This is a genomic window from Ureibacillus sp. FSL K6-0786, from assembly GCF_037965165.1.
Lineage (GTDB): Bacteria > Bacillota > Bacilli > Bacillales_A > Planococcaceae > Ureibacillus > Ureibacillus thermosphaericus.
Window position 1 is genome coordinate 2,379,051 of record NZ_CP150191.1, and the last position, 12,538, is coordinate 2,391,588.

15 protein-coding genes are annotated in these 12,538 nt (G+C 35.3%); 13 read left to right on the forward strand and 2 right to left on the reverse strand.

The genetic code is table 11. The annotated features are described in order from the left end of the window. Positions 1 to 59 precede the first annotated feature (59 nt). Positions 60 to 1,112: a sulfate ABC transporter substrate-binding protein gene (locus NSQ18_RS11650; RefSeq protein ID WP_339288157.1), complete on the forward strand. Its 1,053-nt coding sequence runs from the start codon at positions 60 to 62 to the stop codon at positions 1,110 to 1,112. Here the strand turns inward: NSQ18_RS11650 and NSQ18_RS11655 are convergent. After that, positions 1,106 to 1,285 (reverse strand): hypothetical protein, encoded by a 180-nt coding sequence (locus tag NSQ18_RS11655; protein ID WP_016839278.1) that lies wholly within the window; start codon positions 1,283 to 1,285, stop codon positions 1,106 to 1,108. The genes NSQ18_RS11650 and NSQ18_RS11655 overlap by 7 nt on opposite strands. A 1-nt stretch (position 1,286) precedes the next feature. Here NSQ18_RS11655 and cysT point away from each other — a divergent pair, with 1 nt between their 5' ends. The 10 genes from cysT to NSQ18_RS11705 all read left to right on the forward strand — a co-directional run bounded on the left by cysT (position 1,287) and on the right by NSQ18_RS11705 (position 10,914). Continuing rightward, complete coding sequence (gene cysT, locus NSQ18_RS11660) at positions 1,287 to 2,135, forward strand: sulfate ABC transporter permease subunit CysT (RefSeq protein ID WP_040764837.1); 849 nt, start codon at positions 1,287 to 1,289, stop codon at positions 2,133 to 2,135. A 15-nt stretch (positions 2,136 to 2,150) separates the two neighbouring features. Next, positions 2,151 to 3,026 (forward strand): sulfate ABC transporter permease subunit CysW, encoded by an 876-nt coding sequence (cysW, locus tag NSQ18_RS11665; protein ID WP_247595817.1) that lies wholly within the window; start codon positions 2,151 to 2,153, stop codon positions 3,024 to 3,026. A 14-nt stretch (positions 3,027 to 3,040) separates the two neighbouring features. Further along, positions 3,041 to 4,111, forward strand: coding sequence for a sulfate/molybdate ABC transporter ATP-binding protein (locus NSQ18_RS11670; RefSeq protein ID WP_339288161.1), 1,071 nt, complete (start codon positions 3,041 to 3,043; stop codon positions 4,109 to 4,111). A gap of 333 nt (positions 4,112 to 4,444) precedes the next feature. Then, positions 4,445 to 5,299: a DUF72 domain-containing protein gene (locus tag NSQ18_RS11675; protein WP_339288163.1), complete on the forward strand. Its 855-nt coding sequence runs from the start codon at positions 4,445 to 4,447 to the stop codon at positions 5,297 to 5,299. Next, positions 5,299 to 6,120 (forward strand): sulfite exporter TauE/SafE family protein, encoded by an 822-nt coding sequence (locus NSQ18_RS11680; protein WP_016839283.1) that lies wholly within the window; start codon positions 5,299 to 5,301, stop codon positions 6,118 to 6,120. Before NSQ18_RS11675 ends, NSQ18_RS11680 begins: the two co-directional genes overlap by 1 nt. Before the next feature lie 10 nt (positions 6,121 to 6,130). Then, positions 6,131 to 7,507, forward strand: a complete 1,377-nt coding sequence (locus NSQ18_RS11685) for a bifunctional UDP-sugar hydrolase/5'-nucleotidase (protein WP_339288166.1) — start codon at positions 6,131 to 6,133, stop codon at positions 7,505 to 7,507. Positions 7,508 to 7,597: 90 nt separating this feature from the next. Then, the gene (locus NSQ18_RS11690) at positions 7,598 to 8,695 is read left to right on the forward strand and encodes an HD-GYP domain-containing protein (protein ID WP_339288168.1); all 1,098 of its coding nucleotides are present in this window, start codon (positions 7,598 to 7,600) and stop codon (positions 8,693 to 8,695) included. 69 nt (positions 8,696 to 8,764) lie between these two features. Next, on the forward strand, positions 8,765 to 9,520 hold the full coding sequence (gene yunB, locus NSQ18_RS11695; RefSeq protein WP_026019140.1) for a sporulation protein YunB: 756 nt from the start codon (positions 8,765 to 8,767) through the stop codon (positions 9,518 to 9,520). Positions 9,521 to 9,639: 119 nt separating this feature from the next. Further along, complete coding sequence (gene lipA / locus NSQ18_RS11700) at positions 9,640 to 10,539, forward strand: lipoyl synthase (protein ID WP_016839287.1); 900 nt, start codon at positions 9,640 to 9,642, stop codon at positions 10,537 to 10,539. A gap of 42 nt (positions 10,540 to 10,581) precedes the next feature. Continuing rightward, positions 10,582 to 10,914 (forward strand): YutD family protein, encoded by a 333-nt coding sequence (locus tag NSQ18_RS11705; RefSeq protein WP_016839288.1) that lies wholly within the window; start codon positions 10,582 to 10,584, stop codon positions 10,912 to 10,914. 41 nt (positions 10,915 to 10,955) lie between these two features. Here the strand turns inward: NSQ18_RS11705 and NSQ18_RS11710 are convergent, their stop codons facing one another. Further along, positions 10,956 to 11,222, reverse strand: a complete 267-nt coding sequence (locus tag NSQ18_RS11710) for a DUF3055 domain-containing protein (RefSeq protein ID WP_016839289.1) — start codon at positions 11,220 to 11,222, stop codon at positions 10,956 to 10,958. Positions 11,223 to 11,309: 87 nt separating this feature from the next. On the opposite strand from NSQ18_RS11710, the gene NSQ18_RS11715 reads away from it, so the two are divergent. Both NSQ18_RS11715 and NSQ18_RS11720 read left to right on the forward strand, forming a co-directional pair. After that, on the forward strand, positions 11,310 to 11,759 hold the full coding sequence (locus NSQ18_RS11715; RefSeq protein ID WP_016839290.1) for a DUF86 domain-containing protein: 450 nt from the start codon (positions 11,310 to 11,312) through the stop codon (positions 11,757 to 11,759). Next, positions 11,759 to 12,523: a TIGR01457 family HAD-type hydrolase gene (locus NSQ18_RS11720; protein ID WP_016839291.1), complete on the forward strand. Its 765-nt coding sequence runs from the start codon at positions 11,759 to 11,761 to the stop codon at positions 12,521 to 12,523. The genes NSQ18_RS11715 and NSQ18_RS11720 overlap by 1 nt, the downstream gene beginning before the upstream one ends. Positions 12,524 to 12,538: the final 15 nt, after the last annotated feature.

Consider the following 12,538-nt stretch of genomic DNA (forward strand, 5'->3'; position numbering starts at 1 on the left):
TTAAAAGGGGAATGTAAGCAACCTTCTATTATTTTATGAAAAGAAAAGGGGAGAATGAGATGAGAAAAAAACTTTTATTAGGAATTGCCTTACTTATTTTATTGTTAGCAGCATGTGGCAAACAAGAACAGTCAAATGATAATGCATCTACAAACAACAATGCGAGCGAAAACAATACTTCTAAACCAGTTGAGTTGCTAAATGTTTCTTATGACCCAACACGTGAATTATATGAAGAATTTAATAAAGAATTTGCGGCTTATTGGAAAGAACAAACAGGTCAGGAAGTAACAATTCAGCAATCTCATGGAGGTTCAGGAAAACAAGCAAGATCAGTAATTGATGGAATTGAAGCGGATGTTGTGACGCTTGCATTAGCTTATGATATTGATGAAATAGCACAAACTCGACAATTATTAAATGAAGATTGGCAAACAGAATTTGAAAACAATTCTTCACCATATACATCAACAATCGTTTTTTTAGTTAGAAAAGGAAATCCGAAAAACATTCAAGATTGGGATGACTTAACGAAAGAAGGCATTTCGGTCATTACACCTAATCCAAAAACAAGCGGTGGTGCACGATGGAACTACTTAGCAGCATGGGCGTTTGCAAATAAAAAGTTTAATGGTGACGAAACAAAAATAAAACAATTCATGAAAGATTTATATAGCAATGTTGAAGTATTAGACTCGGGTGCACGTGGATCTACAACGACTTTCGTAGAACGTGGTATTGGTGATGTGTTAATCGCATGGGAAAATGAAGCATATCTTTCTCTTGCAGAATTCGGGGAAGATGAATTTGAAATTGTGACACCTTCTTTAAGTATTTTAGCTGAACCACCAGTGGCAATTGTCGACAAAATCGTTGATAAAAAAGGAACTCGCGAAGTAGCAGAAGCTTACTTGAACTATTTATACAGCGAAAAAGGGCAAGAAATTGCAGCGAAAAACTTCTATCGCCCTCGTGATGAAAAAGTGTTGGAAAAATTTAAAAATCAATTCCAAACTTTAGAGTTAATTACTATTGATGAATTTGGCGGGTGGCAAGAAGCCCAGAAAACCCATTTCGCAGATGGCGGAACATTTGATGAAATTTATCAATAATACAAAATATATGCTTCTACGTAAAGTGTTAATTTTGGGATGGAATGAAATAAATTAACTTTGAATAAACCACCATCAACATCTGAACGGGAAGCATCATTTGAGAAAACTGAATTTTTCGAAATAAAAGCATAAAGGAGAAGTATGACTCCTCCTTTATGCTGAATCTTCATTATGGAGATGGTGAGAGTGGAATTATCATTAAAAAGAAGGAAAAAAACTACTATTATTCCTGGTTTTTCTTTGACCTTTGGATATACGATGCTTTATTTAAGCATGATTGTCCTATTGCCTTTATCGATGATTATTGTAAATACGCTATCAATGAGTTGGAGTGAATTTTACGAAACGATTACCCATCCTCGGGCAGTAGCCTCTTATAAATTAAGTTTTGGAACGGCTTTCGTTGCTGGATTAATCAATGTTTTCTTTGGAACGATGATTGCATGGGTGCTTATTCGATATGAGTTTCCAGGAAGGAAAATCATTGACGGTCTTGTTGATTTGCCTTTTGCATTACCAACGGCGGTTGCAGGGATTGCGCTTACAACACTGTATGCACCGAATGGTTGGATTGGGCAATTTTTTGATTTTAAAATTTCTTATACGCCGCTTGGGATTATTATTGCCCTCACATTTATTGGGTTGCCATTTGTCGTTCGAACGGTGCAGCCAGTCTTGCAAAATTTAAGTAAAGAAGTAGAAGAAGCTTCAGCCAGTTTAGGGGCAACTAGATTCCAAACATTTGTGAAAATAATTTTACCTGAACTATATCCAGCAATGATTACAGGTTTTTCGTTAGCATTTTCTCGAGCTCTTGGTGAGTACGGATCCGTCGTATTTATTGCTGGGAATATGCCGATGAAAACGGAAATTACTCCGCTTATTATTATGACAAAGCTTGAACAATACGATTATGTTGGTGCAACAGCAATCGCAATTGTCATGTTATCGGGTTCGTTTATCATCCTGCTATTTATTAATTTCATTCAATGGCGAATGAATAGGAAATTTTATCATTAATGAGGAGGGCAAGTAATGACCAAACCATTGGAGGTAAAACAAGAAGTGCCCGTTGTTACAAGAACAACCAGTAACTCTTATTCTTTGAAAGAATCAGCAACTGTAAAGTGGTCATTGATTACGATTTCATTCCTTTATATTAGCCTATTTTTAATACTTCCGTTGATTTCGATATTTGTCACTGCCTTCGAAAAAGGTTGGGAAACGTATGTTGCATCGATTGTTCATCCAGATGCACTAGCAGCAATTAAACTAACTATTACCGTTGCACTGATTGTCGTACCATTGAATGCGATTTTCGGAATTGTAGCTGCTTGGTTGATTACGAAGTTTTCTTTTAAGGGAAAAAATTTATTAATAACACTTATTGACTTGCCATTTGCCGTCTCCCCAGTAATTGCAGGTTTAATTTTTATTTTACTTTTCGGTGCTCAAGGATTGTTTGGTGAATGGCTCTTTGAACATGATATAAAAATTGTATTTGCATTACCGGGCATCATCCTTGCTACATTGTTCGTGACATTTCCCTTCATTGCAAGGGAGCTGATTCCTTTAATGCAAACACAAGGAGTAACTGAGGAAGAAGCTTCTATTTCGCTGGGAGCAAGTGGGTTGAAAACATTTCTCTATGTCACGTTGCCAAATATTAAATGGGGATTATTGTACGGCTTAATATTATGTAATGCCCGTGCAATTGGTGAGTTTGGCGCTGTTTCTGTTGTATCGGGACATATTCGAGGATTAACTAATACAATGCCGTTGCATATTGAAATTTTATATAACGAATATCAATTTACAGCGGCTTTTGCTGTCGCTTCCATCATGTCAGTGTTAGCGATTATTACAATCATTATTAAAAATATTGTTTCATGGAAAGCTAAAGATGTGTAAGGTAGGGAGAGCTTATGAGCATTCAAGTAAAAAATGTATCAAAATCTTTCGGCTCATTTCAAGCGCTGAAAGATATTTCAGTTGATATCGAATCTGGTGAATTAATTGCACTACTAGGCCCCTCTGGATCTGGGAAAACCACGCTATTACGTATTCTTGCAGGGTTAGAAGGGCTTGATGAAGGAGCAATCTATTTTGATGGCGAAAATATTACAAATGTAAGTCCAAAGGAGAGAAAAGTCGGTTTTGTTTTCCAACATTATGCGTTATTCCGTCATATGACTGTGTTTGAAAATGTTGCATACGGATTAAAAGTGCGTCCGAGAAAAACGAGACCTTCCAAGCAAGAAATTGCAAAAAAAGTTAATGAATTATTGGAGCTTGTTAAACTTCAAAACTTTCAAGATCGATATCCTTCACAACTTTCTGGTGGTCAGCGTCAACGAGTTGCATTAGCGAGAGCACTTGCAGTCGAACCGAAAGTATTATTGCTCGACGAACCGTTTGGCGCTTTAGACGCAAAAGTGAGAAAAGAGTTGCGAAGGTGGCTGCGCCAACTGCATAATGAGTTTCACGTGACAAGCATTTTTGTTACCCATGATCAGGAAGAAGCACTTGATGTGGCAGATCGCATTATTGTCATGAATAATGGAAAAATCGAGCAAATTGGTACACCAGATGAAGTATATGAGAACCCAAAAAGTCCTTTTGTTTATGACTTCTTAGGAAACGTAAATATTTTTCGTGGACGTTTACAAAATGGAAAGCTAAGACAGGGGCAATTTGAAATCAGTGCTCCAAATTATCTTGATTCCCATGATGAGGCAGTTGGATATGTTCGTCCTCATGACATTCAAATTGAAAAAGAAAAAGTTGACAACGAAACAGTTGCCACAAAAATCACGTTTATTCATATCGTTGGCCCAACTGTACAAATAGAATTAAAAAGGGAAGATAATGGTGAATTTTTAGAGGCTGAATTAACAAAGGAACATTATAAAAATCTAGAAATTCAAAAAGGGGATATCGTGTATGTTCGCCCAAAACAATTAAAAGTGTTCATACCGGAAGATTTCTCAATATAATAGTTATATTTTTATAGAGCAATTAATAATTTCTATCCGACGAGAAAACTAGAGGCCATCTAAGTAGCAATTGCTATTTTATGGTCTTTTATTTTTGCTAAATACGCTTTAGTTGGAATGCGTCAAATTAAATTATAGTTAAGAGTAAAAAATACGCTTATTAAATCATCCTATTTAATGAGTGTAATCATTCGTTCCCAAATTTCTTGAGACATGACCAAAGTAATCAAGTTGGAAAGAGTTCGATTTGCGTATTGCTTAATCGAACTTTTTTTGTATAATCGTTTATACTTTTTTATATACAACATAATGAGGTAAAATGGAGAGAAAGAAATGATAAAAATTGGTCTTACTGGATGGGTTGACCATCCTTCAATATATCGTGAAAACTCCACAAAAAGAGATAGGCTTTTTGATTACAGTGGTCATTTCCCAATAGTGGAAGTAGATACATCCTTTTATGCAATTCCATCAGTGAAAAATGTTGAAAAGTGGATAGAGGAAACGCCAGAAAATTTCCAATTTATCGTGAAGGCATATCAAGGAATGACCGGTCATGGTAGAGATAATATTCCGTATCAAAACCGACAAGAAATGTTTGAAGCATTTCGCCAATGTGCCAATGCCTTTCACAAGTCCAATAAATTAGCTATGGTACTAGTCCAATTCCCACCATGGTTTGATTGTACCTCTCAAAATGTAAAGTATATTTTATATGTTAAACAACAATTAGAAGAGTTTCCAATTGCTATTGAATTTCGTAACCAAACTTGGTTTCAAAGTGATAGAGAGGAAGCAACGATTCAATTTTTAAGAGAAAATGGACTAATTCATACCGTTTGCGATGAACCACAAGCCGGTATTGGTTCAGTGCCCTTCGTTCCGAAAGTAACAAATAAGAAAGTACTTGTCCGTTTGCATGGAAGAAATGTTTTTGGATGGCGTAATTCGGGTGCTCCTAATTGGAGAGAGGTTCGTTTTTTATACGACTATACAAAAGAGGAGCTAGAAGATTTAGCAAACAAAATAAAAGATTTGGAATCCAATGCGGAAGAAGTTTTTGTACTTTTTAACAACAATTCAGGGCATCATGCAGCAAGTAACGCAAAAATGTTTCAAGAAATTTTAAATATCAATTTTAAAGGTCTTGCACCGAAGCAATTAAATCTTTTTGAAGGGGAATTTTAATGGGATATTTACTTCTTTCCATCATCGCACTTTGTGCTGGAATATTAGGTTCGTTAGTTGGATTAGGGGGAGGGGTTATTTTAATACCAGCAACGCTTTTTTTCGGTATTAATTTAGGCTTTTTTCCTGACATTACTCCGCAGCGAGTCGTTGGTTTATCTGTAATCATGATGATTTTCATAGGTTTGTCTTCAACGATTTCATATATGAGATCAAAACAAGTGGATTTCATAAGCGGATTAATTTTTTTTATAGGTAGTGCACCAGGTACAATATTGGGCGCTTGGTTAAACAAAGGGTTGGATATTGATTCATTTAATTTATATTTCGGTTTTTTACTAATCGTTTTGTCAACAATATTGTTTGTACGAGATAAGTTAAAGCCCATTAACTGGTTTATTGATCACGGATTAAAAAGAAGTTTTACAGATCGCCAAGGCCAAAGTTTCGAATATGGCTATCCTATATGGTTTGCTGTTCTCTTTTCCTTCTTTGTCGGCATGATTTCAGGATTATTTGGCATAGGTGGAGGTTCATTACTTGTTCCTGCAATGGTGTTATTGTTCCGTTTTCCACCACATGTTGCAGTTGCTACTTCGATGTTTATGGTGTTTTTAACATCATTAGTCAACTCGATGAGTCATATATATTTAGGAAATATCCCTTGGCACTATACAATTCCCGTAATTGTTGGGGCTTATGTAGGTGCGAAATTAGGTTCAGCTTTAAACAAACGATTGAAATCAAAAACGGTTGTTCTTGTATTGCAAATCGTTATGGTATTAATCGGTATCCAATCGATTTTAGAGGGGCTATTTTAAATATTGAGAGATGGTGAATAGTTTGCTAGAAACGATTCATTTTTATCATACAAATGATTTACATAGCCATTTCGAATATTGGTTGCGTTCTCAATTTTTCATTCGAAAAGAACGCCTTGCCTACGCAGAACGTGGAGAACCTAGTTTTTTATTTGACATTGGCGACCATTTAGATCGTTCGAATATATATACCGAAGCAACGCTCGGTTTAGGGAACGTCAAACTATTAAATGAAGCTCAATATGATGTCGTTACAATCGGAAATAATGAAGGAATTACGTTAGATTTTGACGAACTTTATCATTTGTATGATGAAGCAAATTTTGAAGTAGTTGTCGCTAATTTAAAGGCAGCAAATAGAGAAAATCCGAAATGGCTAAAACCATATACAATCTTAGAGACTAAATACGGAACAAAAATAGGTGTAATTGGTGCTACAGCTTTTTATGAATTGTTTTATAAAGAACTTCAATGGGATATTGTAGAGCCGAGAAAAAAGATAATTTCTATTGTTAAACAGCTTAGGGAGCAAGTCGATATCTTATTATGTTTATCTCATTTAGGAATTACGGAAGATGAATTATTGGCTCAAGATTGTCCAGATTTAGATGTAATTTTTGGTTCTCACACTCACCACTTTCTTGAAACAGGTAAAATGGTAAATGGTGTTTTGCTCACTGGTTGTGGTAAATTCGGGGCATATACTGGACACTTAACGATTCAATTTGATCACCGCGAGCGAAAAATTATTCGGAAAGAAGAAAAGATTATTGATAATGCATTGTTACCTGAAATTGACGGGGAAGTGGAGTTTCTAGAACAGTTATCGAGCACTGGCAAGGAGTTAATGAGCGAAACGATTTTCCAAACAACGAAAAGTTATAATAAAGAATGGTTTCATCATTCCCAAATTTCTAGGCTTTTTGCAAAAGCAGTATTGGAACATACGGGTGCCGATTGTGCGATGTTTAATGCAGGAATATTTTTAGATGGCTTGAAAAAAGGTAATATTAGTAAATATGATATTCATCGAATTTTACCCCATCCCATTAACTTATGTGTTGTAGAAATAACTGGTAGACAATTGAAGGAAGTGTTTCTTCAAGCGAAGAATGATGAGTGGTCACAACTTGAGTTAAAAGGATTAGGTTTTAGAGGATTAATTTTTGGAAAAATATTAACGTATGATTTTTCGGTAAACAAAAATCGGGAATTAATTGTAAAAGGAGAAGTCAGTGACTTAAATCGAACATATCAATTAGCGACGCTTGATATGTTTACTTTTGGATATTTTTTCCCTAATTTTAAATATGCGAAAAAGAAATATTTTTTACCATATTTTTTGAGGGACGTTTTAATAGATTATTGTAAACGGTATTTAAATTGAAAATTTTTACTAAAATGTTCCTAAATGATATTACTGGCTATATAATATAATTTGGAATACTGAAATCGGCAGAATGGGGTAAACATTATTATGCGACTCATTTCTATTAATGCAGCAAAACCAGGAATGATAATGGGGAGAGCAATTTTTAACGAATCAGGACACCCATTAGTGCAGCGACATGTAAAAATGACCGAGGGCATTATACGAAGATTAAAGCAAATGAACATTCAATATATATATATTGAAGATGAAATTTCCAAGGACATTGTAGTGGAAGAGACGGTACCCCTAGAACTCAGAGCAAAAGCTGTATCGAATATTGAGCGTTCTTTCCGTCAAATGAAAGGATTAAATAGTCGTGATGCGGCTTTTGTTTTAGATAAGCAATCAAAAAAGTTGAATTTTTTAGTAGATGATTTGTTAAAAACGATATTTAGCAATAATGAAATGTTAACGATAATAACGGATACTTATCTTTATGATGAAGCGTTGTTCCAACATTCCTTTAATGTAACCCTTTATTCTCTTGCAATAGCGAAAGAACTCGGATACCCGTATGAAGATTTACGTACAATTGGAATTGGCGCATTATTACACGATGTAGGTAAAATGGTGCTGCCACTCGAAATTTTACATAAACCTGGACAATTAACTGATGAAGAATTTGCCATTATGAAACTACATACCCGTTACGGGTTCAATATTTTACGAAATTTACATACGGTTTCTTTATTAGTTGCTCATTGTGCCCTGCAACATCATGAACGTTTGGATGGCAGTGGATATCCAAGAGGATTAGTAGACAATGAAATTCATCCATATGCAAAGATTATTGCCGTGGCCGATGTTTTTGACGCGGTGACATCTAATCGGGTTTATCGCGATAAAATGTTGCCTTCGGAAGGAATTGACCTAATTGAATCTGATAGTGGCACACTTTTTGAAAAACGAGTGGTAGATGCTTTGATTAAAAGTGTTGTACACTATCCAAATGGAACGGTTCTTTGTTTATCGGATGGAAGAAGGGGAATCGTTGCAAAACAAAATACTAAACAATCCTCCCGTCCCTATGTTCGCATTTTTGAGGAAAACGGTATGTTATTAGAGTCTACGTATCTTTTAAATTTAGAAGAATTTCCGCAAGTTGAGATATTAAGAGTAGATACTGAATATTTACAGCCTTGAATAGTCATCTCCTCCTGTTCATAAAATTAGCTAGGAGGAGATTTTTTGTTTTCACGAAAACCTCGTAGAATGATGATTCGGTCACCGAATAGACGAAAAAAAAGAGCAAATCGTTTTGCATTATTTCTTATGAGCTTTGTATTCACTGTGATATTATTTTTATATTTTTTAAACTCTCGATTGATGCCAACCTATTTAGATTATGCTGAAGTACAAACATATAAAATCGCCTCGCATGTAGTAAGTAAGGCAATCAATGCAAGAACTTCAAGCGTGCTAGATGTGAATGAAATAATTGAGGACTTGCCTACGGAATCAGACTACATGTTGACAACGAAATTTAATACTGAAATTATTAACCAAGTCCGCGCGGAAACGACAGCCCTCGTAAAAGAACATCTAGAAATGGCGGAAAGGGGAGACTTGTCCCAGCTTCCTGAATTAGAAAATGTAGAATATGATGTTTCGGAAATTCAAAGAGGGGACGGCATTGTCTTTTTTGTTCCACTTGCTCAAGCGTTAAATCTGCCCCTATTAGGTAACTTAGGACCTAAAGTGCCAATACGTTTTCACATCATTGGAAATGTTTCGAGTGATGTTGCGACAACCATAACAGAGTTTGGAATCAATAATGCACTTGTAGAAGTGAACATTCGCTTAAAAGTAAATGTCCAAATCATCGTGCCATTTGCTAGTAAAACTGCTACTGTAGAACAAACGATTCCAGTCGCAATTGGACTAACTAGAAGCCAAGTTCCAAATATTTATACAAACGGTGGAGATGGTGCACAACCTTCTATTGAAGTCCCTGTTCCATATGAATAATAATAGAAAATAATATTAATGAACTTTATCGATATTGTTAGTTGTTGCAAAAGCATTAACATGATATATTGACAAGTAGGTTATACTATTTTTTCTTAATTGATAGGGGCTGATACGAAATGAGCAATAAAGAAATTTTAAGGAAACCCGAATGGTTAAAAATAAAGTTAAATACGAACGAAGAATATCGAGATTTAAAAAAATTAATGCGAGAAAATAACTTGCATACTGTTTGTGAAGAAGCACGTTGTCCAAACATTCATGAATGTTGGGGAGAGAGAAGAACGGCAACGATGATGATTTTGGGGGCTGTTTGTACCCGAGCATGCAGATTCTGTGCGGTTAAAACGGGACTTCCAAATGAGCTGGACTTACAAGAACCAGAACGTGTTGCTGATTCAGTAAAAATTATGAATTTAAAACATGTCGTAATCACAATGGTTGCGCGTGATGATTTAAAAGATGGCGGAGCAAGCATATTAGCTGAAACAATTCGCGCCATTCGACGTAAATCACCGCAAACTTCTATTGAAGTCCTACCTTCTGATTTAGGCGGGGTAGAGGACAATTTACGCATTGTCATGGATGCAAGACCAGATATTTTGAATCATAATATCGAAACTGTTCGAAGACTTACTCCGAGAGTCCGTGCTAAAGCAACGTATGACCGTTCACTAGAGTTTTTGCGCCGAGCAAAAGAAATGCAACCGGATATTCCGACAAAATCTTCTTTAATGATCGGACTCGGTGAAACATGGGATGAAATTTTAGAAGTAATGGATGATCTCCTTGCTAACAATGTTGATATCATGACAATCGGACAATATTTACAACCAACGAAAAAACACTTACCAGTTAAAAAGTATTATTCACCTCTAGAATTTGGAAAACTTCGAAAAATTGCGATGGAAAAAGGTTTCAAACATTGTGAAGCAGGTCCTTTAGTTCGTAGTAGTTATCATGCGGATGAACAAGTGAATGAAGCAACGAAAACTAGACAACTCCAAGCAGAGATGTAATGAAATAAAAAGTGATCTAGTCGTAGAATTGGAGGGGTTTGGGTGATTGTAGTCGAAGGAATTGGCTATGAGTTAATTGAAAATTATCGTGACGGTTTTCAAGACGAGGCATTTATAAATCGATATACGGACGTATTAGCGAAGTATGATTATATCGTCGGAGATTGGGGATATGGTCAACTTAGATTAAAAGGATTTTTTGATGATCGTAATCAAAAATCTACCTTTGATAATAAAATTAGCACCGTTCAAGATTATTTATTTGAGTATTGTAATTTTGGGTGTGCATATTTTATTTTAAGAAAAATTGGCCGAGTCCCACAAGAAAAGCTTGTATCAGCTCCGCAGGGGTATTCTCACGACAAAATAAAATAAGAAAATGAAGGCCATCTCCCTTGTTGGAGATGGCTTATTGATTATGACAATAATTCCATTAAATATTCTCTTAAATCTTCAGCCTCTTCTTCTGTTTTATTAAAAACATGTTCTAAATAGCCAGGTTCTTCTAAATCATCTGGTCCGATAATCGCAAATCGGCCAAATTGCATATCTAAAACAAGAACTTTTCCATAAAAACGTGTCGATTGCATAATCGCTAAATCATAGCGAAGTTTTTTTCCAGTAAAGCTGACAAATCTTGTCTTTGTATCTTCTATATCATCATATAAGAAAAATCGTTCCATCGCTGTTTTGGTCTCCTTCCAATACTACAGAATATGTTACTATAGAAGCGGGAAAACTATCAACTTTTTGAATTGGAGGCATTTGTCATGTATTTTGTTGACAGAAATAAAATTACGAGAACTTTATCATATTTAGATGAAATCATCGCCATTTTTGAACAGAAAGAAGATTGGTTAAAAGATGATATAACAAAATTAGCATTGGAACGCATTACACATAATGCAATTGAATCAGTCATCGACGTTGGAAACTTGATGATTGACGGTTTTATTATGAGAGATCCTGGCAGCTATGACGATATTATTGACATTTTGATTGATGAAAAAGTTATCGCAAGTGAAAAAGAAAAGCCATTCAAAGAATTAATCAGTTTACGCAAAAATATCGTCCGTGAATTTACACAAGTAGAAATTGAAAAGGTTTATGAAGTGTTAAAAAATACATTACCAGCGTTAAAAACATTTTCAAAAGAAGTAACGCAATATTTGGAAAATGAATTAGGACCAGTGTCCGCATTTTTACCGGAGGATCGTTGATGAAGCACTATCGAGCGTACTGTTTTGATTTAGATGGCACAGTATATCGTGGAAAAGAAGTTATTCCTACAGCAATCCAATTCATCCATCAATTAGAAGATAAACAGTTAGATTACTTTTTTGTAACGAATAATTCGTCGAAAACTCCTTCACAAATTAAACAAACACTTCAGCAGTTCGGATTGAACGTTTCTGAAAAACAAATTTACTCAAGTTCATTAGTGACTGCAAAATATGTGAAAAAGCATTTTGGACAAGCTAAAGTATTTGTTATTGGCCAGGATGGAATCCGTTATGCACTTCAACAAGAAGGAATTGACATAGTGGAAGAAAATCCTGATGTAGTTGTAATGGGAATTGATCGAAAAATTGATTATGAAAAATTAACGAAAGCTTGTATTGCTGTTCAAAATGGAGCAACCTTAATTGGAACGAACGAAGATATTAAATTCCCAACAGAAAAAGGGTTCCATCCAGGGAACGGTTCTTTTGTTAAACTCGTTAGTCAAGTTTCTAATGTGGAACCAATGTTTATGGGGAAACCGTCGCCAGTTATGCTAGAAATGATACAGCAAGAATATGGCTATAACAAAAATGAGATGCTAATGATTGGAGATAATTACGATACGGATATTTTATGTGGTATTCGCTTTGGCTGCGATACTGTTCATGTCAATACGGGTGTCGTGAATACGGAGAAAGTTAAAGAAAAAGGGGTACAACCAACTTACTGCATTAATGATTTAAGTGAATTTGAATTATAAGCGTAACAAAAATTT